This window comes from Hymenobacter sp. (assembly GCF_035709525.1).
Taxonomy (GTDB): Bacteria; Bacteroidota; Bacteroidia; order Cytophagales; family Hymenobacteraceae; genus Hymenobacter.
Window position 1 is genome coordinate 1 of the sequence record NZ_DASTEP010000015.1, and the last position, 24084, is coordinate 24084.

General features: G+C 62.0%; 16 protein-coding genes and 1 riboswitch. Of the genes, 14 read left to right on the plus strand and 2 right to left on the minus strand.

Features of this window, described 5'->3' with window-relative positions:
- Window positions 1–9: 9 nt before the first annotated feature.
- The gene (locus VFO93_RS01140; protein ID WP_325132464.1) at window positions 10–903 is read right to left on the minus strand and encodes an AraC family transcriptional regulator; all 894 of its coding nucleotides are present in this window, start codon (window positions 901–903) and stop codon (window positions 10–12) included.
- Between the two features lie 368 nt (window positions 904–1271).
- On the opposite strand from VFO93_RS01140, the gene VFO93_RS01145 reads away from it, so the two are divergent.
- From VFO93_RS01145 to thiH, 14 genes are all read left to right on the plus strand, one after another.
- Window positions 1272–2942, plus strand: coding sequence for a fucose isomerase (locus VFO93_RS01145; protein WP_325132465.1), 1671 nt, complete (start codon window positions 1272–1274; stop codon window positions 2940–2942).
- 248 nt (window positions 2943–3190) lie between these two features.
- The gene (locus tag VFO93_RS01150; protein ID WP_325132466.1) at window positions 3191–6172 is read left to right on the plus strand and encodes a TonB-dependent receptor; all 2982 of its coding nucleotides are present in this window, start codon (window positions 3191–3193) and stop codon (window positions 6170–6172) included.
- 88 nt (window positions 6173–6260) lie between these two features.
- Window positions 6261–7979: a RagB/SusD family nutrient uptake outer membrane protein gene (locus VFO93_RS01155; RefSeq protein WP_325132467.1), complete on the plus strand. Its 1719-nt coding sequence runs from the start codon at window positions 6261–6263 to the stop codon at window positions 7977–7979.
- A 174-nt stretch (window positions 7980–8153) separates the two neighbouring features.
- Window positions 8154–9785 (plus strand): polysaccharide lyase, encoded by a 1632-nt coding sequence (locus VFO93_RS01160; protein ID WP_325132468.1) that lies wholly within the window; start codon window positions 8154–8156, stop codon window positions 9783–9785.
- An 82-nt stretch (window positions 9786–9867) separates the two neighbouring features.
- Window positions 9868–11256 carry a glycoside hydrolase family 140 protein gene (locus VFO93_RS01165; RefSeq protein ID WP_325132469.1) on the plus strand — a complete coding sequence of 463 codons (1389 nt, stop codon included), beginning with the start codon at window positions 9868–9870 and terminating at the stop codon, window positions 11254–11256.
- 150 nt (window positions 11257–11406) lie between these two features.
- A complete protein-coding gene (locus tag VFO93_RS01170) occupies window positions 11407–12339 on the plus strand; it encodes a glycoside hydrolase family 43 protein (RefSeq protein ID WP_325132470.1) in 933 nt (310 codons plus the stop codon).
- Between the two features lie 134 nt (window positions 12340–12473).
- On the plus strand, window positions 12474–14339 hold the full coding sequence (locus tag VFO93_RS01175; protein ID WP_325132471.1) for a six-hairpin glycosidase: 1866 nt from the start codon (window positions 12474–12476) through the stop codon (window positions 14337–14339).
- Window positions 14340–14457: 118 nt separating this feature from the next.
- The gene (locus VFO93_RS01180) at window positions 14458–17301 is read left to right on the plus strand and encodes a glycoside hydrolase family 2 protein (RefSeq protein WP_325132472.1); all 2844 of its coding nucleotides are present in this window, start codon (window positions 14458–14460) and stop codon (window positions 17299–17301) included.
- Between the two features lie 245 nt (window positions 17302–17546).
- Window positions 17547–17644, plus strand: a riboswitch (TPP riboswitch).
- An 81-nt stretch (window positions 17645–17725) separates the two neighbouring features.
- Window positions 17726–17929 (plus strand): sulfur carrier protein ThiS, encoded by a 204-nt coding sequence (gene thiS, locus VFO93_RS01185; protein ID WP_325132473.1) that lies wholly within the window; start codon window positions 17726–17728, stop codon window positions 17927–17929.
- Window positions 17930–18068: 139 nt separating this feature from the next.
- A complete protein-coding gene (gene thiC, locus VFO93_RS01190; protein WP_325132474.1) occupies window positions 18069–19946 on the plus strand; it encodes a phosphomethylpyrimidine synthase ThiC in 1878 nt (625 codons plus the stop codon).
- A 138-nt stretch (window positions 19947–20084) separates the two neighbouring features.
- Window positions 20085–20855, plus strand: coding sequence for a hydroxymethylpyrimidine/phosphomethylpyrimidine kinase (locus tag VFO93_RS01195; RefSeq protein ID WP_325132475.1), 771 nt, complete (start codon window positions 20085–20087; stop codon window positions 20853–20855).
- The gene (locus VFO93_RS01200; protein WP_325132476.1) at window positions 20845–21477 is read left to right on the plus strand and encodes a thiamine phosphate synthase; all 633 of its coding nucleotides are present in this window, start codon (window positions 20845–20847) and stop codon (window positions 21475–21477) included. The genes VFO93_RS01195 and VFO93_RS01200 overlap by 11 nt, the downstream gene beginning before the upstream one ends.
- On the plus strand, window positions 21474–22256 hold the full coding sequence (locus VFO93_RS01205) for a thiazole synthase (RefSeq protein WP_325132477.1): 783 nt from the start codon (window positions 21474–21476) through the stop codon (window positions 22254–22256). Before VFO93_RS01200 ends, VFO93_RS01205 begins: the two co-directional genes overlap by 4 nt.
- 75 nt (window positions 22257–22331) lie before the next feature.
- Window positions 22332–23441: a 2-iminoacetate synthase ThiH gene (gene thiH, locus VFO93_RS01210; protein ID WP_325132478.1), complete on the plus strand. Its 1110-nt coding sequence runs from the start codon at window positions 22332–22334 to the stop codon at window positions 23439–23441.
- Here thiH and VFO93_RS01215 read toward each other — a convergent pair.
- Complete coding sequence (locus VFO93_RS01215) at window positions 23399–24040, minus strand: thiamine phosphate synthase (RefSeq protein ID WP_325132479.1); 642 nt, start codon at window positions 24038–24040, stop codon at window positions 23399–23401. The two genes, thiH and VFO93_RS01215, sit on opposite strands and share 43 nt — an antisense overlap.
- Window positions 24041–24084 lie beyond the last annotated feature (44 nt).

Sequence of the window (24084 nt, forward strand, 5' to 3'; positions counted from 1 at the left end):
GTGGGGTACCTACGCCGCCACCGCTTCGCGGTAGCTGTGCAGGTACTTGCGCTTGTACTCCAGGGGCGTCACTTTCGTGATTTTCTTGAAGTGGCGGTAGAAATTCGACACGTTATTAAATCCGCACTCGAAGCAGATTACCTCCGTCAGCAGCTTGTCCTCGATGAGTAGGCGACAGGCCTGGCTGATGCGGATTTCAAGCAGGAAATCGTAGTACGTTTTCTTGGTAATCAGCTTGAAGTAGCGGCAGAACGACGTGACACTGAGATTGCTAATCGAGGCAACTTCTTCCAGCGTAATTTCCTTTTTGTAGTTGGAAAGCGTGTAGTTGCACACCTTGTTGATGCGCTGCACGTCCGACTCATTCGATTGTTTGAAGGCGTGGTGCTCGGTGGCGATGGTTTGAATTTCCGACGTTTCCGACAGGATTTTCAGAATAGATAAGAAGATAATAATGCGGTCGAGGTCGGTGGCTTGCACGGCGGCGCGCATCAGCGGCTCCAGGCGCGCCTTGGCATCGCCTGAAATGAGCAGCCCGCTCTTGGCTTTTTCGAACAGCTTGGGAATGAGGTAGGCTTCGGGCAAGCCCAGCAGGTAGCGGCCCAGGCACTCGGGCAAAAACTGAATGACGATGGCCTCCACCTGCCGGTCAGCGTTGCCTTGGAAATACTCCTCGTTGCAGCGCCAGGTGTGGGGCAGGTTGGCCCCGAGCAGGATAATCTCACCGTCGGAGAAGTTGCTGATATTATCACCCACCAATCGAACTCCTTCGCCCTGAATAACATAGTGCAGCTCCAACTCGGGGTGGTAGTGCCAAGTGGTGCCGAAGTTGGGCTTGCGGTCGTGGCGAATGCTGAACGAGCTCTGGATATTGACCGGAACCTTGTGGAACTGGGCTTTCATGGGAAGGAGGAGGGTGGGAATAGAGGTAGGATTAGCGACGGTATTCTAGCATCTTATCCTGGGTAGGACGGCCGATGCCTGGGGCTTGTGCTACTGCTCACGGGTCAGTAAGTGATTACTAATGTCCCATTCATAGTTGCGATAACTCTCCTGTAGTCTACTGCTTGCCGGTTTTAGGTGGCCTGCTACTGAAAAGTAGCACTGTGGCAAAGTAAATCAGCAATTACTTCTTCACCAAATATACATACTGGTAAGCTGGGCCGCAACAGCCGCCATGCTAACATCCTATACTAAGTAGCTAATAAGCGGGAGCTAGCCGCTGGGGGCGTGGGCAATATTTGCTTTGAATTCCTACCCCGCCTTTACCCGTGGCACACCCCTACAAAGAAGTTCTCCTCTTGGCCAGCGGCGACCTCCGCCTGGCCGCCAACCAGAAGTGTTGGCCCGCCCAGCACGCGATGGAAACCCAGCTCACCGCCGCCCTCGCCAAGCAGGGCTACTCGGTGCGCCGCGCCCATCCCTACGACCCTGCCAAAGAGCACGGCTTCCTGGACTCGCAGCGGCTAGGTATTGAGACGTTTCGGGGTATCGACCCGCAGCAGCCGCTCATCGTGGCCGAAAGCGTGTGGCAATACTCGCACCACGTGCTGGCCGGCCTCACCACCCACCAGGGCCCCATCCTGACGGTGGCCAACTGGAGCGGGCAGTGGCCCGGCCTGGTAGGGATGCTAAACTTGAACGGCTGCCTTACCAAGGCCGGCGTGACCTACAGCACGCTGTGGAGCGAGGATTTTACGGATGCCTTCTTTGAAAATGGCCTGCGCCAGTGGTTGAAGGAGGGAACGATAACGCAGGACGACAGCCACGTGCAGGCCTTGGCCGACAGCCACTTGCCGGCTGCCGACGAGCAAACGGGCCGCGCCTTCGGCCAGCGCTTTCGGCAGCAAAAAGCCATCATGGGCGTGTTTGACGAAGGCTGCATGGGCATGTACAACGCCATCATCCCCGACGAGCTGCTGCACGCCACGGGCGTGTTCAAGGAGCGCCTGAGCCAAGCTACGCTCTACGCCGCCATGCGCGAGGTGAGCGACGCCGACGCGCAGGCTGTGCTCGACTGGCTCTTGGCCAAGGGTATGAAATTCAACTGGGGCACCGACGAGGCCACCCAGCTCACCAAGGCCCAGACCCTGACGCAGTGCAAAATGTACGTGGCTGCCGTGCGCCTGGCCGCCGATTTTGGCTGCGACACCATCGGCATCCAGTACCAGCAGGGCCTCAAGGACCTGGTGCCGGCCAGCGACCTGGTCGAGGGCCTGCTGAATAACACGGAGCGCCCGCCCGTTTTTTCGACCTCTGGCGCGGAGCTCTACGCCGGCCAGGCGCTGCCCCACTTCAACGAGGTAGACGAATGCGCCGGCCTCGACGCGCTGCTCACCTACCGCCTCTGGAACGAGCTGGGCATGAGCGGCGAAACCACGCTGCACGACATTCGCTGGGGGGAGTCGTTTGACACCGGTGACGGAGAGGAATTCGTGTGGGTATTCCTAATTTCGGGGGCCGCGCCGCCCGCGCATTTCATCGACGGCTACGCGGGGGCCAGCAGCGAGCGGCAGACGCCGATGTATTTCCGCCTGGGCGGCGGCACGCTGCGCGGTATCAGTCGGCCGGGCTGCCTGGTGTGGAGCCGCGTGTACGTGCTTGACAACAAGCTGCATTGCGACCTGGGCGTGGGCGAGGTAGTAGCCCTGCCCGCCGCCGAAACCCAGCGCCGCTGGCAGGAAACCACCCCCGAGTGGCCCATCATGCACGCCGTGCTCTGCGGCGTGAGCCGCGACCAGCTTATGGCTCGCCACAAGGCCAACCACATCCAGGTAGTGTACGCGCCCTACGCCGCCAAGGCCCACCAGGCCTGCCGCATCAAGGCCGCCGCCTTGGCCGAACTGGGCGTGGAAGTGCATTTCTGCGGCGACGTGAAAGGGCTGGCCGCCGAGGAAGCGCAGTCGCAAAAGGCGGAGCTGGCGGCCGCGCTTTTGGCTTAATAACGCGGGCACCTCACCCCCCGGCCCCCTCTCCAAAAAAGAGGGGGAGCCGGACTTGAGTTAAGAGTTTTGAGTGTTGAGTTAAAAGTTAGCCGTTCGTTCAACTCAAAACTCCTAACTCAGAACTCTCAACTCGTTCGGCTCCCCCTCTTTTTTGGAGAGGGGGCCGGGGGGTGAGGTTCCCGCGTCTGGAGAATACACTACACCCATCCTTCTTTTCCTTTTCCCGTTTCTATAATCCTCACTCTATGAAGCCATTTCTCCCGCTGCTGGCAGCGAGTGCCCTGTGCGTGAGCGTAGCCCAGGCCCAGACGCGCGACATTACCGGCCGGGTCGTGAGCGCCGATAAGTCGGAGGCCATACCCGGCGCGACGGTGCTCATCAAAGGCACTACCAACGGCACCGCCACCGACGCCGAGGGCCAGTTCAAGCTGCAAGTGCGCGACAAGCAAGACGTGACGCTGGTGCTGTCGTTCCTGGGCTACAAGGCCCAGGAGGTGGTAGTGAAGCCCGACCAAACCATCATCGAAGTGAAGCTCTCGCCCGAAGCGGCCGAGCTCAACGACGTGGTAGTCATTGGCTACGGCACGGTGCGCAAGCGCGACCTGACTGGGGCCGTAACCTCGGTGAAGGGCGAGGAAACTACCAAGCTGCCCGTGACGACGGTCGTGGAGTCGCTCCAGGGCAAGATACCGGGGGCCGACATTTCGCGGGCCAACGGCTACGCGGGGCAGGGCGCGTCCATCCGCATCCGGGGCAACCGCTCGATTGCCAACCCCAGCAGCTCCAACAACGTGCTTTACATCGTGGATGGCGTGCAGGGCGTGAACGCTTCTGACATCGACCCCAACGACGTAGAAAGTATTGAGGTGCTGAAAGATGCCTCGTCTACGTCCATCTACGGCTCGCGCGGGGCCAATGGCGTGATTATCATCACCACCAAGCGCGGCAGCAACGGCAAAGCGCGCCTCACGCTCAACTCCTACGCCGGCCTCACGAAGGTGGCGGGCTACGGGCAGTTTATGAGCGGGCCGCAGTACGTGGCGTTTCGGCGCGAGGCCTTCCGGGCGGTGGGCACCTGGAACAGCCCGGCCGATGATAGCAAAATTTTCACCGCCGCGCAGCTTGATGCTATTAATAATGAGCAATATATCAATTGGCCCGACCAACTGCTGAACACCGGCTTCCAGCAAAACCACCAGGTCGGTATTTCGGGTGGGGGCGACAATACCAAAATCTACTTTTCGGCCGGCTACTTCGATGAGAAAGGCCTGCTGAACCTCGACCACTTCCGGCGCTACACCACGCGCCTGAACATCGACCAGGTAGTAAAGAAGTGGCTGAAAGTGGGGGCCAACGCGCAGCTGGCCTACGTCAACAACGACATCCGGCGCGACCCGCTCAACCTGGCCTCGCAGTCGCTGCCGCTGGGCTCGCCCTACGATGCCGACGGCAACCTCGTGTTGTTTCCGCTGGGCGGCACCATCGTGAACCCCCTGGCCGACGAGCAGCCCGGCGCCTACCAGCGCAACACCAAATCGAACCGTATTACGGCGGCGGGCTACGTTGAAATCACGCCGCTCGCGGGCCTGAGCTTGCGCTCGACCTTCGGGGCCAACTTCGGCACTTCGGAGGCGGGCAGCTTTTACGGCCGCAACACTATTGATGGGCGCGGGGCTAACTCGCAGGCCAGCATCACCAACAACCAGTACCGCAACCTGAGCTGGGAAAACGTGCTGACCTATAAGAAGGACATTGGCGAGCAGTCGTTTACGGCTACGGGCGTAGCCAGCTACTTGTCGTTCAACAACACGTCGAGCTACATCGGCGGGGCCAACCAGGTGCTGCCTTCCCAGTCGTTTTACAACCTCACGGCCGCTAACCAGAACCCGTTTTATGGCAGCGGCTTGGCCGAAAACAAGCTGATTTCCTTCACGGGGCGCATCAATTACAGCTGGAAGGGCAAGTACCTGCTCACCGCAACCGGCCGCTCTGATGGCTCCTCCAAGCTTGGCCAAAACAACAAGTGGGCTTTTTTTCCCTCGGTGGGCCTGGGCTGGCGCATCATCGACGAGAACTTTATGAAAAACGTAAAGGCCGTGACAGAGCTCAAGCTGCGCGGCAGCTACGGCATCTCGGGCAACGACGTCATCAACGCCTACGCCACGCAGAGCTCGCTGACGCTGGTGCAGTTTTCTTATAATGAAAGCACGGCCGCGCCAGCTTACGTCATTTCGCCCACTATTGGCAACAACGAGCTGAAGTGGGAACTGACCAATACGTTCGACCTGGGTTTGGACTTCGGGTTTCTCGACAACCGCATCACTGGCTCGATTGACTACTACGACGCCCGTACCAACAACCTGATTTTCCCGCTGGGGCTGCCGCTGTTTACGGGCGTAACCAGCGTGAACCGCAACGTGGGCCGCACCCGCAACCGGGGCCTCGAAGTGGCCTTGACCACCCAAAACCTGCGCGGCCGGGCCTTCACCTGGTCAAGCACCGTGACCTTTGCCGCCAACCGCGAAAGCATCGAGGAACTGCCCAACGGCAATGTCATTCCCGACGACTACCGCAACTCGCTCATCCAGGGCCAACCTTCGCAGATTTACTACGACTACCAGAAAATCGGCATCTGGCAGCTGGGCGAGGAGACTGAGGCCGCCAAGTTCGGGGCCATTCCGGGCGACATCAAGGTGGCCGATATTTCGGGGCCGGACGGTACGCCCGACGGCAAAATCACGCCCGCCGACCGCACCATCATCGGCTCGCGGGTGCCCAAGTGGACGGGCGGCTTCAGCAACGATTTTCGCTACAAAGGCTTCGACCTCAACGTGCTGCTGGTGGCCCGCGTAGGCCAGTGGATAAGCTCGGACTACTACGCCAAATTTGTGCGCAGCGGCAGCAGCAACAGCGCCATCGTGGACTACTGGACGCCCGAAAACCCCACCAACGACTACCCGCGCCCCAACGCCACCCGCACGCTCAACTACGTGACCACCCTCACCGAGCGCCAGGCCTCATGGGCCAAAATCCGCAACATCACGCTGGGCTACACCCTGCCCAAGACCCTGACCGGCAAAATCGGTATCGATAACGCCCGCCTCTACGTGTCGGGCAAAAACCTCTACACGCTGAGCAATCTGAAGGACTTCGACCCCGAGGGCGAAGGCGTCATCGACCGGCCGCTGAACCGGGTGTTCGTGGTGGGGGTGAACGTTGGGTTTTAAAGGATGTAGGGTAAGCTTTAGCTTGCCAAACGCCTACTATAAAACCTGACTATAAGTATTAACTGGCAAGCTAAAGCTTACCCTACACATGAAATCGTCCTTCCTTTTCCGCCCCCTGGCCCTGGGTTTGCTGGCCCTTTCGGCCGCCGCCTGCAAAGACCAGCTCGAAGAATACAACCCCAGCGGGGCCACCGCCGAGGCCGTGTTTACGACGCCCGAGGGCATCGAAACGGCTGTGACCGGCATGTACACCTACAACCGTAACCTCTATGGCAAGGAGGCCGGCTACGCCCTGCTGGAGCTGGGCACCGACATCTGGACCGCCGCCGCCAACAACGGCAGCACGGTGGTGAGCGGCGCGGCCCCGCAGCCCGCGCTCACCAATTATCAGGGGCTTATTTCGGACAATATCTGGGTGAAGGCGCAGCTCTGGCAGCCCTGCTACGCGGCCATTAACCTGGCCAACCAGGCCCTGAAATACGTGAATACGGCCGGCCTCACGCCGGCCCGCCGCCCGGTAGTGGAGGCCGAGCTGCGCTTTATGCGCGCCTGGTACTACTACCACCTGGCCGAAAGCTTCGGCGACGTGCCTCTGCGCCTGGAGCCCACCGAAGGCGTGGTGACGACGGCCACCCGCGCCCCCGTGGCGCAGGTCTACGACCAGATTTTTCAGGATTTGACCTTCGCCCTGGCCAACCTGCCGACGACTACCACCGACTACGGCCGCATTACGCGGCCCGCCGCCGAGGCCTTCGCCGCCAAGGCTTACCTCACCCGCGGGCAGTACCAGCGCGCCGCCAACCTGGCCCGGCGCGTCACCACGCAGTACGCCGGCAACGGCGTGGCGCTGGTAACCAACTACGCTGATTTGTGGGATATTACCAAGCAGCGCAATTCGGAGGTGCTGTGGGCCGTGAACTACTCGCCCACGCTCACCTTTAATGCAGGTAGTAACCTGGGCCACACGCTGTTTTTGATGGACTACGGCACGCTGCCCGGCATGCAGCGCGACGTGGCCAACGGCTTTGCCAACGTGCGCTACATGCCCACGCGCTTCCTGCTGAATTTGTATAACGAGCAAAACGACGCCCGCTACCTGGGCTCATTCAAGCAAGCCTGGCTGGCTAATAATGCCGCCACCATTCCGCGCTGGAGCGCCGCCGAAATCGCCCAAAATCCCACCGGGTTGGCGGGCTTGCTGAATCAGCCCAAGTTTACGCTGGGCGATACGGCGGTGCTGACGGCCAAGCAGGTTATTCCGACCTTCAACAAGCTGTATACCCGCCGCTACCGCTACCGCGTGTATGACCTCGGCGACATTTACAACAGCGCCGGTGTGCCCATCGACCGCTTTCACTACCCCTCGCTGCGCAAGTTCGATGACCCCACGCGGGCCACGGCGACCGTAACCGAGAGCGCCCGCGACGCCAATTTGCTGCGCCTGGGCGACATCTACCTGATTGCGGCCGAGGCGCAGTTTCGCCTGAATAAGCTCGATTCGGCCGCGCTCTACATCAACCGCGTGCGCAGCCGCGCCGCCCTGCCCGGCCGCACCGCCGCCATGCAAATCACGGCCGGCCAGGTCACGCTCGATTTCATTCTGGATGAGCGCGCCCGCGAGCTGGCCGGCGAGCAGGTGCGCTGGTTTGACCTCAAACGCACCGGCCGCCTCGTAGACCGCGTGAAAGCCAACAACCCCGACGCGGCCCCCTACATCCAGACCTTCCACGACCGGCGGCCCATCCCGCAGAGCGACCTGGACGCGGTGACGAACAAGGCTGATTTTCAGCAGAACCCGGGGTATTAGCATAATCTATAGCCATTGGCTCGCGTCCGTCATGCTGAGCGCAGCGAAGCATCTCGCGTGGCGCAGTAATCAAGGAAGTTTGCAGACGTCAGCACGCGAGATGCTTCGCTGCGCTCTGCATGACAATTAAAATCAAAATGTTAGATGAATAAGCGCCGCGCCCTACTTTCCCTCTTGTTCGCCTCGGCCTGCGCCGCCCCCGTCGCCCGCGCCCAGTACCCCAAGATTCCGCCGGAAGTGCAGGCCAAGGCCGATGCCGCCCTGGCCGAGGCCGAAAAGCGCTCGGACGAAGCCTGGGCCAAGGCGCTGCCCATCATTGAGAAGGAGGCGAAGGCCGGCAAGCCCTACGTGCCCTGGGCCGCCAAGCCCAGTGATTTGCCGCAGTCCACGCGCCTAGCGTTTCCGGGTGCGGAGGGCGGCGGGGCCTACGTATTTGGCGGGCAGGGCGGTAAGGTGTATGTAGTACGCAGCCTGGCCGACAGTGGCCCCGGCACCTTGCGCGAGGCGCTGGAGCAGGGCGGGGCACGCATTATCGTGTTCAACGTGGCGGGCATTATCCGGCTGCAAAGCCCGATTATCATCCGCGCGCCCTACGTCACCATCGCGGGCCAAACCGCGCCCGGCGACGGCGTGTGCGTGGCCGGCGAGTCGATTTGGATAAACACCCACGACGTGGTGGTGCGCTACCTGCGCTTTCGGCGCGGGGCCACCGACGTGGCCCGCCGCGACGATGGCCTAGGGGGCAACCCGGTGGGCAACATCATCATCGACCACGTATCGGCGAGCTGGGGCCTGGATGAAAACATGTCCATCTACCGGCACGTGTACCACAACCCCGAAACCGGCAAAGCCGACAAGCTGCCGACGGTGAACGTGACCATTCAGAACTCCATTTTTTCGGAGGGATTGGATACGTATAACCACGCCTTCGGCAGCACCATTGGGGGGCTGAACAGCCTGTTTACCCGCAACCTGTGGGCAAATAACATTGCCCGTAACCCCTCGGTGGGCATGTACGGCGACTTCAACTTCGCCAACAACGTGGTGTTCAACTGGTGGAACCGCTCGGCCGACGGCGGCGACAACCACTCGGAGTACAACTTCGTGAACAACTACTACAAGCCCGGCCCCATCACGCCGGCCGGCGAGCCCATCAGCTACCGCATCCTCAAGCCCGAGTCGGGCCGCGACAAGGACGCGAAAAACCTGTTTGGCAAAGCCTACGTGGCCGGCAACGTAGTGGCGGGCAACGACAAAGTGACCCAGGACAACTGGGCCGGCGGCGTGCAGGTAGAAGGCGTGCCCGACGCCGCCAAAGTCGTGGCCGACGTGCGCGCCGATAAGCCCTTCACCCTGCCCAACATGGGTACCGTGCTGCCCGCCCAGGAGGCCTACCAGTACGTGCTGGCCAACGTGGGCTGCACCCTACCTAGGCGCGACGCCGTGGATGCCCGCATCGTGCAAGACGTGCGGACGGGTAAAATCACCTACGCCAAAAACGCCCAGCCCGCCGCGCCCAGCCCCTACATCAAGCGCCGCCTGCCTGCCGATTCCTACAAGCAGGGCATCATCACCGACCCCGCGCAGGTGGGCGGCTACCCCGTGTATAAGGGCACGCCCTACGCCGACGCCGACAACGACGGCATGCCCGACAAGTGGGAAACCGCCCACGGCCTCAACCCCAAAAACGCCGCCGACGCCCTGCTCGACCGCGACAAGGACGGCTACGCCAATATTGAAGAGTATTTGAACAGCGTGGTGCCGCTGGAAGCGGTGCGGCCCGCGGCAAGCAAGGCTAAATCGTAGCAGTTGCGCGGACTTTGTAGTCCGCGTGCTGGCTGCCCGCTCACGGACGCGGACTGCAAAGTCTGCGCAACATTCTCCCAACATGATTAAACGCACCGCACTCTGCTCCTTTTTGCTACTCGGGCTGGCCGCCAGCGCCCCGCAGGCCCCCACCGGCCCGCTCAAAGTAGCCCCCGGCGGCCGCTACCTGATGACGGGCAGCGGCCAGCCGTTTTTCTGGCTGGGCGATACGGGCTGGCTGTTGTTTAACAAGCTCAAGCGCGAGGAAGCCGAAACCTACCTCGAAGACCGCCGCCAAAAAGGCTTCAACGTGATACAGGTGATGGTGCTGCACCAAGTGCCCAGCGTGAACGTGTACGGCGACTCGGCCCTGGTGCACGCCAACGTGGCGTGCCCCCTTACCACGCCCGGCAGCTCGCCCACCGATGCCGCGCAGTACGATTTCTGGGACCACGTAGACTACGTGGTGGACCTGGCGGCCAAAAAGGGGCTGTACATGGGCCTGGTGCCGGTGTGGGGCACCAATGTGAAGAACGGCAAGGTGAATCAGGCGCAAGCCAAAACCTACGCTACCTTCCTGGCCGAGCGGTATAAAAACCGGCCGAATATCATCTGGCTCAACGGCGGTGATATTGCGGGCTCCGACTCGTTGAAGGTGTGGAATACCATCGGGGCGACGCTGAAAGCGGTAGACCCGGGCCACCTCGAAACCTACCACCCTAGGGGCCGCACGCAGTCGTCGGACTGGTTTCACCAGGCCAGTTGGCTGGATTTCAACATGTACCAGTCGGGCCACCAGCGCTACGAGCAGGACACCTCGCGCAAGGAAAAGAAACACTACGGCCCCGACAACTGGAAATACCAGCAGGCCGACTACGCCCTGAAACCCGCCAAGCCCAGCCTCGACGGTGAGCCGTCCTACGAGGGCATTCCGCAGGGCTTGCACGACATCACCCAGCCCCGCTGGACCGACGCCGACGTGCGCCGCTACGGCTACTGGTCGGTATTTGCGGGCGCCTTCGGCTACACCTACGGGCAGAACTCGGTGATGCAGATGCACAGCTCGTTTGACAAGGGTAGCGCCTACGGCTCTAGTGAGTTGTGGTCGTCGGCCATCCACGCGCCCGGCTCGGGGCAGATGCAGTACTTAAAGCAGCTGATGCTGTCGCGGCCCTACTTCGAGCGGGTGCCCGACCAGTCGCTGATTGCGGGCGCGGTGGGGGAGAAGTATAACCGCCTGCTGGCCACGCGAGGCAAGAAGTACGCCTTCCTCTACACCTTCAATGGGCGAAATATGTCGGTGAACCTAGGCAAGATTGCGGGCTCAAAAGTGAAGGCTGCCTGGTACAGCCCGCGCGATGGCAAAACCACGGCTATCGGCACGTTTGCCAATAAGGGCACGCGGGAGTTCAACCCGCCCGGCGAACCGAAGGACGGCAACGACTGGGTGCTGGTGCTGGATGGGGTGTAACCGTCATGCTGAGCGCAGCGAAGCATCTCTACCGCTTCTCTGCTACGCCTTTCAACGAAGCGGTAGAGATGCTTCGCTGCGCTCAGCATGACCTGATTTTATTCAGCATGACCGAATTTATTGATGCTAGCAATTCCTATTAAACGCTTTTTGCTACCTCTGCTCAGTACTGGGTTGCTGAGTTCCTGCGCGAAAGACGCCTACCTGTTCACGTCGTTCCGCGAGCCGGCCACGGCGGGGCTGCGCCTGCTTTATAGCTACGATGGCTACAAGTGGCAGGACCTAGGGCGCACGTTTTTGAAGCCGCAAGTCGGCCCGGCCAAGCTGATGCGCGACCCCAGCCTCACGCAGGGCCCAGATGGCACCTATCACCTGGTCTGGACCTGCGGCTGGAAGGGCGACAAGGGCTTCGGCTACGCTAGCTCCAAGGACCTAGTGCACTGGTCGGCGCAACGCTTTATCGATGTGATGAGCCACGAGCCAACCACTATGAACGTGTGGGCGCCCGAGATTTTCTACGATAAAGACGCGCAGCAATACCTGATTGTGTGGGCCAGCACCATCCCGTTTCGCTTCCCAAAAGGGCAGGAAGACGAGGATAACAACCACCGCCTGTACTACACCATGACAAAGGATTTTCAGTCCTTCACGCCGGCCAAGCTCTACCTAGACCCTGGTTTTAGTGCCATCGACTCGGAGGTGCTGCGGCGTGGAGCCAACGACTACGTGCTGGTAGTGAAGGACAACACCCGCCCCGAGCGCGATATTAAAGTAGCCTTTGGTCCGACCGCCCTAGGTCCTTTCCCGCAGGTGTCAAAGCCCTTTACGGCCAACTTCACCGAAGGCCCAAGCGTGGCCAAGCTGCCGCGCGGCGAATGGCTGGTGTATTACGATGCCTACAAAGAGCACAAGTACGGCGCCATGAAAACCAGTGATTTTCAGACGTTCACCGACGTGTCGGCGCAAACCAGCGTGCCGGTGGGGCACAAGCACGGTACCATTATCACGGTGCCGCGCCGGGTGCTGAAAAAACTACAAGCAGCGGCGGTGGATACGGCGGCTGTTACCATTTCAAGCCGTTAGTTATGAGTAAGTATTTGCACCTAGCCGGCGCACCTCACCCCCCGGCCCCCTCTCCAAAAAAGAGGGGGAGCCGGACGCCTATCAACGTCATTCTGCGGTCGGCTCCCCCTCTTTTTTGGAGAGGGGGTTGGGGGGTGAGGTTCACCTGCCTGCTGGCGCTCGCAACGCTCACCGCCCACGCCCAAACTGCCGAAACCATCCGCTACACCGGCACTACGCTCAGCAACGTGGACTACCACCACGGGCAGCTGCGGCCGGCCATCGGCACGCACGCCCGGCAGGTGCTGCGCGCCAACCGCGAGCACCCCAGCGCCGCCAACGGCGAGGGCTGGACCTACAACCACGCGCCCATGCTGGCCTATTGGCAGGGGCAGTTCTACTACCAGTACCTCAGCAACCCCGTGGGCGAGCACGTGCCGCCCGGCCGCACCCTGCTGCTGACCAGCAAGGACGGCTACACCTGGAGCAACCCTACGGTTATCTTCCCGCCCTACCAGGTGCCCGACGGCTTTACCAAGCCCGACCAGCCCGGCAAGGTGGCCAAGAACCTGGTGGCCGTGATGCACCAGCGCATCGGCTTCTACACCTCCAAGAAAAACCGCCTGCTGACCCTAGGGTACTACGGTGTGGCCCTCGACGCCAAAGACGACCCCAACGACGGGCAGGGCATCGGCCGGGTAGTGCGCGAGGTGCTGCCGGGCGGCAAATTCGGCCCCATCTACTTCCTGCGGAACAACAAAACCTGGGATAAGTCGAAATCGGCCTATCCCTTCTACACCACCAGCAAGGACAAAGGCTTTGTGGCCGCCTGCGAGGAAATCCTGGCCAATTCGCTGATGATGCAGCAGATGGTGGAGGAGCAGGATAAGGACGACCCGCTCATTCCTATAAAGAAGGATTACAAGGCCTTCAGCTACTACCACTTGCCCGACGGCCAGCGCGTGGTGGGCCTCTGGAAGCACGCCCTCACCACCATCAGCCCCGACGGCGGCAAAACCTGGCCCAACCCGGTTATCCGGGCGCCGCACTTCGTGAACAGCAACGCCAAAATCTGGGGCCAGCGCACCTCCGACGGCCGCTGTGCCACGGTGTACAACCCCTCCGAATTCCGCTGGCCGCTGGCCATTTCGACCAGCGAAAACGGCCTCGACTACACTGACCTCTGGCTGGTACACGGCGAAATTACGCCCATGCGCTACGGCGGCAACTACAAGAGCTACGGCCCGCAGTACGTGCGCGGCATTCAGGAGGGCGACGGCCTGCCGCCCGATAAAAAGCTGTGGGTGAGCTACAGCGTGAACAAGGAAGACCTGTGGGTGGCCTCGGTGCCTGTGCCCGTGCGCGCCACGGCCGCCAGCCACGCCAACGAGGTTTTCGCCCAGCTGCCCGCCGGCCAGGAGCTGGACCAGTGGAACACCTACAGTCTGGTGCAAGCGCCCGTTGAAATCGGCAAGCTGCCGGATGGAAGCAAGGGCTTAGTCCTGAAAGACTCCGATAAGTTCGACTACGCCAAGGCCGAGCGTATCATCCCCGAAAGCAAACAGCTGGTAGCTGAGCTGTCGGTAGTGCCCGGCCAGAACGACCACGGCCTGCTGCAAATTGAATTTCAGGATGCCAAAGGCCAGCCCGCCGTGCAGCTCAGCTTCGACTCTACCGGCACGCTCAGCTACAAGGCCGGCGCCCGCTTCAAAGGCGTGACCAAGTACCAGGCTGGCCAGCCGCTGGACCTGAAAGTGACCCTGGACGCCCCTAACCGCACCTGCACCATCGCGGCCAACGGCAAAACCAGCACTTTCATCTTCTTCGCCCCGGTGGCCGCCTTCGAGCGGGTGATGCTGCGCACCGGCCCGGCCCGCCACTTCCCCACGCCTGATACGCCCGCCGACCAAGCCTACGACTTGAAGGACGCAGGCGGAAGTGAGCCGCTGGCGGTGTTTTACCTGAAGTCGCTGAAGACGTCGGCGCCGGCTGCGGCCACGAAAGCAGTGGGTTCCAACTGAAAAAATAGTAAGCTACAGCTGTCATGCTGAGCCTGCGAAACATCGCTGCCGTACCGTTGGCGGAAGCGGTAGCGATGCTTCGCAGGCTCAGCATGACAGACGTTTTTTGATTCATCTTATGTCTGTTCGGATACCTGGTATGGCCGCTGTTGCCAAGCTCACCGCGCTACTGTCTTTGCTGCTCTGCTTCACGGCTCACGCGCAGCGCACCGAAACCCAATTCTTGTCTGGCACGGGCAACGACAAAACCGTGAAGTGGCAGTTCTACTGCACCGCCGGCCGCAACTCGGGCAAGTGGACCACCATCCCGGTGCCCAGCAACTGGGAGCTGCAAGGCTTCGGCAAATACAACTACGGGCACGACAAAGACACCGCGCGCGGCAAGGAAAAGGGCCTCTACAAGTACCAGTTTAAGGTGCCGGCCAGCTGGCAGGGCAAGGTCGTGAACATCGTGTTCGATGGCGCGATGAGTGATACCGAAGTGAAAATCAACGGCCAGCCTGCTGGCCCTATGCACCAAGGCTCGTACTACCGCTTCAAGTACGACATCTCGAAGCTGCTGAAATACGGCAAAACCAACCTGCTCGAAGCCACCGTGGCCAAGCACTCGGCCAACGAATCGGTGAACGACGCCGAGCGGCGCGGCGACTTCTGGGTTTTCGGCGGCATCTTCCGGCCGGTGTTTCTGGAGGCGCTGCCAGTGAGCCACATCAGCCGGGTGGCGCTGGATGCGCGGTCCGATGGCTCGTTCAAAGCCAACGTGTACACGGGCGGCGCGGCCGATGAAGTAGTGGGCCAGCTTTATACCCTAGGTGGGCAAAAAGTAGGAGGGGAGTTCCGGGCCGCCGTGGCGGCGGGCAGCCCCGCGCAGCTCCAAACCACCGTTGCCAACCCCCAGCTCTGGACGCCCGAAACGCCGAACCGCTACCGCCTAGCCCTGACTTTGCGCAAAGGCGGCCAGACCGTGCACACGTTTAGCCAGGCCTTCGGTTTCCGCACCGTGGAGCTGCGCGAGCGCGAGGGCTACTACGTCAACGGCGTGAAGGTCAAGTTTAAGGGTGTGTGCCGGCACTCGTTCTGGCCCAGCTCGGGCCGGGCTACCAGCAAGGCATTGAGCATCGTCGACGTGAACCTGATGAAGGACATGAACATGAACGCCGTGCGCATGTCGCACTACCCGCCCGACGACCACTTCCTGGCCGCTTGCGACTCCCTAGGTCTGTTTGTGTTTGATGAAGTGGCCGGCTGGCACGCCGCCTACAACACGCCCACCGGCACCAAGCTCACCGAAGAAATGGTGGTGAAGGACGAAGCCCACCCCAGCATCATCGGCTGGATAAACGGCAACGAGGGCGGCCACAACTTCGACCTCGACCCCGTGCTCGACCGCCTGGACCTGCAAAAGCGCCCGGTGGTGCACGCCTGGCAGGTGTTCCGCGGCACCGATACCCAGCACTACATCAACTACGACTACGGCAACGGTACCCATCTGCACGGCCACAACATCGTGTTTCCCACCGAGTTTCTGCACGGCCTCTACGACGGCGGCCACGGCGCGGGACTCGAAGACTACTGGGAGCAAATGTGGCGCGAGCCCCTCTCGGCCGGCGGCTTCCTCTGGGACTTCTCCGACGCCGCCGTGGTGCGCACCGACAAGGGCGGTATCCTCGACACCGACGGCGACCACGGCCCCGATGGCATCGTAGGCCCGTACCGCGAGAAGGAGGGCAGCTACTTCACCATCAAAGAAGTGTGGAGCCCCGTCTTCTTCGAGCGCCGCGAAATTACGCCCGCCTTCGACGGCACCTTTCGCATCCAAAACCGCTACCTCTACACCAACCTAAGCGCCTGCAAATTCACTTGGAAGCTGGCCCAACTGCCCACGCCCGGCAGCAGCGCCGCACCCGCCCCGCGCACCGGTACCATCGCCGCGCCTAGCATCGCGCCCACCGAGTTTGGCCCGCTCAAGCTGAGCTTGCCCGCCGACTGGCAGCAGGCCGACGTGCTCTACGTGACTGCCACCGACCCCAGTGGCCGCGAAATCTACACCTGGAGCTGGCCCATTGTCCGCCCCGCGCAGGTGGCCCAGCGGCTGGCTATCACCACCGGCCCCGGCGCGGCCACTATCACCGAAACCGATTCGCTCTACACCGCCAGCGCCCACGGCGTCACGCTCACCTTCAGCCGCAAAACCGGCCTGCTGCGCCAGGTGCGCAATGCCAAGGGCCTCATCCCGCTCACCCACGGCCCCGTGCTGGCCGAGGGGGAAACCGCCTTCGAAGGCCTTAGCCAGCACCAAGATGGGGCCAACGTGGTCATCGAAGCGAAGTTTAGCAGGGCCAGCCGCTACCAGTCGCTGCAATGGACGGTGTACCCCTCGGGTTGGGTGCGCATGAGCGCCAAGTACTTCCCCAAAGACTACGATTTTGCCCTGGCTGGCCTCAGCTTCAACTACCCCGAAAAGGAAGTGCGCGGCATCCAGTGGCGCGGCGACGGTCCCTACCGCGTCTGGAAAGACCGCCTGAAAGGCACCAACCTAGGCGTGTGGACCAAGGCCTACAACAACACCAGCACCGGCGAGCCCGACGGCACCAAGAGCCCGCTCTACCCCGAGTTCAAGGGCTACTATTCCAACTTTTACTGGCTCACGCTCCAAACTACCGGCCAGCCCCTCACCATCGTCTGCGACCAGGAAGACGTGTACCTGCGCCTCTTCACGCCCCGCTTCGCCGCCAAGCCCTACAACACGGCCCCGGCCTTCCCCAGCGGCAACCTCTCGTTCATGCACGGCATCACGCCCATCGGCACGAAGTCGCAGAAAGCCGAAAACATGGGCCCCATGGGCAAAACCAACATGTACTACGACTACGGCAAAGACCCGTCGTATGCGAAGGAAATCACGCTGTATTTCGATTTTTCGGGCGATGGCGCGGCTACGCCGAAGGCAGTCGGAAAGGAGTAATAGCGCGGTGCTTATAGCTCGTTGAACGGGGGTAGAGACGCAATATTTTGCGTCTTACGTTGTTGCGCGACGTATCCTGACGCCAGACGCAAAATATTGCGTCTCTACACTCGCTGCGGGTGATGCATGGTATACAAACGGGCAGGTGGCTTTTAGCCGCCTGTCCGTTTTTGTTCGGGGTAGTTCGTTGCGATAATTTACCGCCGAGCTGGTTGCACAACCCAACTTTTAGCCTACCTTCGCCCCGTAAACTTTAGGGGTGCTTTGCTACGGCAAGGCTGAGACGATACCCTCCGAACCTGAACCAGGTAATGCTGGCGAAGGGAAAAGTACTGGTCCGCTCTGCGGCTGCCTTGTGGGGCACGCCGTGGCCGGCACCACCTATTGCTTACGGCCTTTCCTTGTCCCAACTACTGCTAGTTGCATGGTCTGCTACGTAAACAATACCACCCACGAGGCCACCGAAAACCAGCCCCTGGCCGAGCTGCTCGCCGCCCTGGGCCAGGCCCAGACGCGCGGCCTCGCCGTGGCCGTCAACGACCAGGTAGTGCCCCGCGCCGAGTGGCCCACCCACGCCGTGCAGCCCCACGACCGCATTCTGCTCATCCGCGCTACGCAGGGCGGGTAGGTTTTTTTTGGCTATTGGCTGATAGCTGCTGGCTGTTAGCTCTTTGGCTACTAGCAGCACACAAGCTGCGCCTCCCCAATAAGCTTTCCTTTCAGTCAAAAAGCTAACGGCTAATAGCCAGTAGCTAACAGCTTAACACATGAAAAAACGTGACCAAGCCCCCCAGCAGACGCTGGTGGAGCGCCAGCCCCTGACGGGCTCGCGCAAGATTTACGTGCCCGGCAAGCTGCACCCGCACATCCGGGTGGCGATGCGCGAAATCGCGCTGGCCGACACCGAGCGTAAGTTTGATTTCGGCTTCCCCTCCGAGCAAAACGCGCCCGTGACGGTGTACGACACCAGCGGCCCCTACACCGACCCGAACGTAAACATCGACCTCAAAAAAGGCTTGCCGCGCCTGCGTGAAAGCTGGATTCGGGAGCGCGGCGACGTGGAGCAGCTGCCCGGCACCTCGTCGAGCTACGGCCAGCAGCGCGCCGCCGATAATAGCCTAAACCACTTGCGCTTCGAGCACATTGCGGCCCCGCTGCGGGCCAAAGCCGGGGCCAACGTGAGCCAGCTGCACTACGCCAAGCAGGGTATCATCACGCCCGAGATGGAGTACATCGCCATCCGCGAAAACCAGCGCTTCGACGAGCTGCCCGCCGATGACCCACTGCGCACGCAGCACCGGGGCCACAGCTTCGGGGCCAACACGCCCGAGGGCCACATCACGGCCGAGTTTGTGCGCCAGGAAGTGGCGGCCGGGCGGGCCGTAATTCCGTGCAACATCAACCATCCGGAAAGCGAGCCGATGATTATCGGGCGCAATTTCCTGGTGAAAATCAATACCAACATCGGCAACTCGGCTGTCACGTCATCTATTGAGGAAGAAGTAGATAAGGCCGTGTGGAGCTGCCGCTGGGGCGGCGATACGCTCATGGACCTCAGCACGGGCAAGAACATCCACGAAACCCGCGAGTGGATTATCCGCAACTGCCCGGTGCCGGTGGGCACGGTGCCCATTTACCAGGCCCTGGAAAAGGTGAATGGCAAGGCCGAAGACCTGACCTGGGAGCTGTTCCGCGATACGCTCATCGAGCAGGCCGAGCAGGGCGTGGACTACTTCACCATCCACGCCGGCGTGCGGCTGCACTACGTGCCGATGACGGCCAAGCGCGTGACGGGCATCGTGTCGCGCGGCGGCTCCATTATGGCCAAGTGGTGCCTGGCGCATCATCAGGAGAACTTCCTCTACACGCACTTCGAGGAGATTTGCGAAATCATGAAGGCCTACGACGTGGCCTTCTCGCTGGGCGACGGCCTGCGCCCCGGCTCCATCGCCGATGCCAACGACGAGGCGCAATTTGCCGAGCTCGAAACGCTGGGCGAGCTTACCAAAATAGCCTGGGCGCACGACGTGCAGGTGATGATAGAAGGCCCCGGCCACGTGCCCATGCACCTCATCAAAGCCAACATGGACAAGCAGTTGCGCGAGTGCCACGAGGCGCCGTTCTACACCCTCGGGCCGCTCACGACGGACATTGCGCCCGGCTACGACCACATCACGTCGGCCATCGGCGCGGCCATGATAGGCTGGTTTGGCACCGCCATGCTCTGCTACGTGACGCCCAAGGAACACCTCGGCCTGCCCAACAAGCAGGACGTGAAGGACGGCGTAATCGCCTACAAAATAGCCGCCCACGCCGCCGACCTCGCCAAGGGCCACCCCGGCGCGCAGCACCGCGACAACGCCTTGAGCAAAGCTCGCTTCGAGTTCCGTTGGGAAGACCAGTTCAACCTCTCGCTCGACCCCGACACCGCCCGCGAGTACCACGACGAAACCCTGCCCGCCGAGGGCGCCAAGGTGGCGCACTTCTGCTCGATGTGCGGCCCGCATTTCTGCTCGATGAAAATCACCCAGGAGGTGCGTGACTACGCCGCTACCCAGGAAAAAACGGCCGCGCAAGTGCTGGCCGAAGGCTTACGCGAGAAGTCGCGCGAGTTTGCCGAAAAGGGCAGCGAGATTTATCTGTAACCATCTGTCATGCTGAGCGCAGCGCAGCGAAGTCGAAGCATATCTACCGCTTCGTTGCTAGGTGTAGAAGTTAGTTCACCGGCAGAGATGCTTCGACTCCGCTGCGCTGCGCTCAGCATGACAACGATTTGCTGACTTATGCCCACTTCCCGCCCCTACGCCCTCACCATCGCTGGCTTCGACCCCAGCGCCGGGGCCGGCGTGTTGGCCGACGTGAAAACCTTGGAAGCCAGCGGCGTGTACGGTCTGGCCGCCTGCACCGCCCTCACGGTGCAAAACGACGTAACCTTTGAGCGCGTGAGCTGGGTGCCGCTGGCCGACATTCAGGACCAGGCGCGGCTGCTGCTGGCGCGGTTTCAGGTTGATTTTGTCAAGATTGGCTTAATCGAAAGCCTACCCATTCTGCTAGAGCTAATCAGTTGGCTGAAAGCCCGGAACCCAGCCGTGCAAATCGTCTGGGACCCGGTGCTGAAGGCCACGGCCGGCTACGAATTCCACGCCCGGCCCGATGCCGGCCTGCTGCAAGTTATCTGCCGCGAGCTGGCGCTCATCACGCCCAACCAGCCCGAGGCCCTGCGCCTGCTACCCGCCGCCCGCCCCGAAGCCGCCGCCGAGGCCCTCGCCGCCTGGTGCCCGGTGCTGCTGAAAGGCGGCCACGCCACCGGCCCCGAGGCCACCGACCTGCTGCTACTGGGCGGCGAGCGGCACGCGCTCAGCGCGTCGCGCCTGCCGCACGGCGAGAAGCACGGCAGTGGCTGCGTGCTCTCGGCCGCCATCACGGCGCGGCTGGCGCTGGGCGATGCCCTGCCCGACGCCTGCCGCGCCGGCAAGGCGTACACGGCCACTTTTCTGGCCAGTAGCGATACGCTGCTGGGCTACCACTCCGGAAATCAATCGCATGCTAATTAATAAATTACACTACATCACGACCAGCGCCCAGGCGGCCGAGCTGGCTTGCCGGGGCGGCGTGCGCTGGGTGCAGCTGCGGGTCAAAAACCTGCCCGCCGCCGAATGGCGGCAGCGCGCCCGCGACGTGCAGGCCGTGTGCCGCCACCACGACGCTACGTTCATCGTCAACGACAACCCCGCGCTGGCGCTAGAAATCGGGGCCAGCGGCGTGCACCTGGGCCAGCAGGACATGCCGCCCGCCGAGGCGCGGGTGCTGCTGGGGCCGGGCTTCATCATCGGCGGCACGGCCAACACCTTTGCCGACATCGAAAAGCTAGTGGTGGCCGGCGTCAATTATATCGGGCTGGGGCCGTTTCGCTTCACCGCTACCAAGGAAAAGCTGAGCCCGATTCTGGGGCTGGCCGGCTACGCTGAGATTTTGCGGCAATGCCGGGCGGCGGGTTTCACGACGCCTGTTATCGGAATCGGCGGCATCGGGCTGGCCGACGTGGCGGCGCTGCGCGCCGCCGGCCTGCACGGCGTGGCCGTGGCGGGAGCCATCGGCGGGGCTGCCGACCCCACGGCAGCGGGCCGGCTTTTTGTGAATGAATTAGCTGAAAATCAAGCAGTAGTTAGCCTATGAAAACGCAGCCTTTAGTGATTGCTGGCCGCACGTTCGCGTCGCGGCTGTTTACGGGCACGGGCAAATTCAGCTCGTCGGGTCTGATGGAGGAAGCGCTGCTGGCCTCCGGCTCGGAGCTGGTGACGGTGGCGTTGAAGCGCGTGGACGTGGCCGACGCCGACGACGATATTTTGCGCCACCTTGGCCATTCGCAGTTCAGTTTGCTGCCCAACACCTCGGGCGTGCGCACGGCCCGGGAGGCCGTTTTTGCCGCGCAGCTGGCCCGCGAGGCGCTGGAAACCAATTGGCTCAAGCTCGAAATTCACCCTGACCCCAAGTACCTGCTGCCCGACCCCGTCGAGACCCTTAAAGCGGCTGAGGAATTGGTAAAGATGGGCTTTGTGGTGCTGCCCTACATCCACGCCGACCCGGTGCTGTGCAAGCGCCTCGAAGAAGTGGGCGTGGCCGCCGTGATGCCGCTCGGTGCGCCCATCGGCTCCAATAAAGGCTTGCTAACCAAGGAGTTTTTGGAGATAATAATTGGCCAGAGCAAGGTGCCGGTAGTAGTGGATGCTGGCCTGGGTGCGCCCTCGCACGCCGCAGCCGCCCTGGAGCTAGGCGCCGATGCGGTGTTGGTGAACACGGCCATCGCGGTGGCCGGGCAGCCGGTGGCGATGGCTACCGCTTTTAAAATGGCCGTGGAGGCCGGGCGGCTGGCCTACGAGGCGCGGCTGGCCGCGCCCGTGGCGCACGCCGAGGCAGTGGCGAGCTCGCCGCTCACGGCTTTTTTGGATATGTAAAGCTCCTGGAAACGGCTGTCATGCAGAGCGTAGCGAAGCATGACAGCCGTTTATTAAGAAAATCCACTATAAGCAATGAGCTTTCGCCCTATTTTCGAAGCCCACCCGTGGGACGACGTAAAAGCCAGCATCTACGCCAAAACGGCGGCCGATGTGGAACGCGCGCTGGCTGCCCCGCGCCGCACGCTGGAAGATTTCAAGGCCCTCATCTCGCCCGCCGCCGCGCCCTACCTGGAAGAAATGGCGCAGCTCAGCCACCGGCTCACGCGGCGGCGCTTCGGCCATACTATGCAGCTCTACGCGCCGCTCTACCTCAGCAATGAGTGCCAGAATATTTGCACCTACTGCGGCTTTAGCCTCGATAATAAGCTGAAGCGCCGCACCCTCAGCAGCGTAGAAATGCTGGCCGAAGCCGCCGTGCTCAAAAGCTGGGGCTACGGCCACGTGCTGCTCGTGACCGGCGAGGCCAACCAGACCGTGGGCGTCGACTACCTCGAAAAAGCGTTGCGCACGCTGCGCCCGCACTTCGCCCACCTCTCGATGGAGGTGCAGCCGCTCGACCAGGCCGACTACGAGCGCCTGATTCCCGAAGGACTGAACACGGTGCTGGTGTACCAGGAAACCTATCACCAGGACGACTACAAAAAGCACCACCCCAAGGGCAAAAAATCAAATTTTCACTACCGCCTCGACACGCCCGACCGCCTCGGCCGGGCTGGCATCCACAAGATGGGGCTGGGCGTGCTCATCGGGCTGGAGGACTGGCGCACCGACTGCTTCTACACCGCCCTGCACCTCGACTACCTCGAAAAAACCTACTGGCAAACCAAATACAGCCTCTCCTTCCCGCGCCTGCGGCCGGCCGAGGGCTTGCTTCAGCCCAAGGTGGAAATGAGCAACCGCGAGCTGGTGCAGCTCATTTGCGCCTACCGCCTGCTGAACGAAGAAGTGGAGCTGTCGCTCTCGACCCGCGAAACACCCGCTTTCCGCGACCAGGCTATTAAGTTGGGTATCACCAGTATCAGCGCGGGCTCGAAGACTAATCCGGGCGGCTACGCCGTGGCCCCCGAGTCGCTGGAGCAGTTTGAAATATCCGATGAACGCAGTCCGGCCGACATCGCAGCCATGCTGCGCCGCCAGGGCTACGAACCGGTGTGGAAGGACTGGGACGCTGCGCTGGCCTGAGCTACCTGCTGCCACGCCGCCACCGGGTCGGTGCTGCCCCACACGCTGCCCAGCACCGCCGCCCCCGCAAAGCCGGCTTGCTGCACGGCGGTAATATTGCCATTATCAATGCCACCCAGCGCCAGGACCGCTGGCCGGTAGCCAGGCCGTTTGGCCAGCCTTTGTAGAAAGGCCTGAACCTCACTTAAATCAAACGCGCTGGCGTAGCCTTCTTTGCTGATGCTGTCGAAAATTGGGCTCAGAAACACGTAGTCGTAGCGTCGCCGATGCTGGCTGATTTCGGTTAGCGAGTGAAACGAGGTAGAAAGCGTTTGGCCGGGTAGCAGCGCCGGGCGGCGCGTGGCGGTGCGCCGCCCGGCCGTGGTGAGGTGCAGGCCGCCCAGCCGGTAGCGTCGCACCAGCTCGGGGTGGCCGTGCAGCACCAGCCGCTGATGAAACTGCGGCGGCAGCGCCTGTATGAGCGCTTCGAGCTGGGCGGCGGGCCAGCCGGGCTTGCGCAGGTGCAGGCGCGGTACGCCCCGCGCTAGCAGCTCGGCGAGCAGGTGCGCCTCGTTGGGCGGGCCGGTGGGCGCGGTGAGGAGAAGGAGCGGAAAAGCCAAGGCGGCCGGAGCAGCAACTAGGTGAAAGCAGCAAGTAATGCGTA

Bases quoted from the DNA above. Each gene is read 5' to 3' on its own strand.
- VFO93_RS01140 (WP_325132464.1), bottom strand. From the start codon at position 903: ATGAAAGCCCAGTTCCACAAGGTTCCGGTCAATATCCAGAGCTCGTTC.
- VFO93_RS01150 (WP_325132466.1), top strand. From the start codon at position 3,191: ATGAAGCCATTTCTCCCGCTGCTGGCAGCGAGTGCCCTGTGCGTGAGC.
- VFO93_RS01155 (WP_325132467.1), top strand. From the start codon at position 6,261: ATGAAATCGTCCTTCCTTTTCCGCCCCCTGGCCCTGGGTTTGCTGGCC.
- VFO93_RS01165 (WP_325132469.1), top strand. From the start codon at position 9,868: ATGATTAAACGCACCGCACTCTGCTCCTTTTTGCTACTCGGGCTGGCC.
- VFO93_RS01180 (WP_325132472.1), top strand. From the start codon at position 14,458: ATGTCTGTTCGGATACCTGGTATGGCCGCTGTTGCCAAGCTCACCGCG.
- thiS (WP_325132473.1), top strand. From the start codon at position 17,726: ATGGTCTGCTACGTAAACAATACCACCCACGAGGCCACCGAAAACCAG.
- thiC (WP_325132474.1), top strand. From the start codon at position 18,069: ATGAAAAAACGTGACCAAGCCCCCCAGCAGACGCTGGTGGAGCGCCAG.
- VFO93_RS01195 (WP_325132475.1), top strand. From the start codon at position 20,085: ATGCCCACTTCCCGCCCCTACGCCCTCACCATCGCTGGCTTCGACCCC.
- VFO93_RS01200 (WP_325132476.1), top strand. From the start codon at position 20,845: ATGCTAATTAATAAATTACACTACATCACGACCAGCGCCCAGGCGGCC.
- VFO93_RS01205 (WP_325132477.1), top strand. From the start codon at position 21,474: ATGAAAACGCAGCCTTTAGTGATTGCTGGCCGCACGTTCGCGTCGCGG.
- thiH (WP_325132478.1), top strand. From the start codon at position 22,332: ATGAGCTTTCGCCCTATTTTCGAAGCCCACCCGTGGGACGACGTAAAA.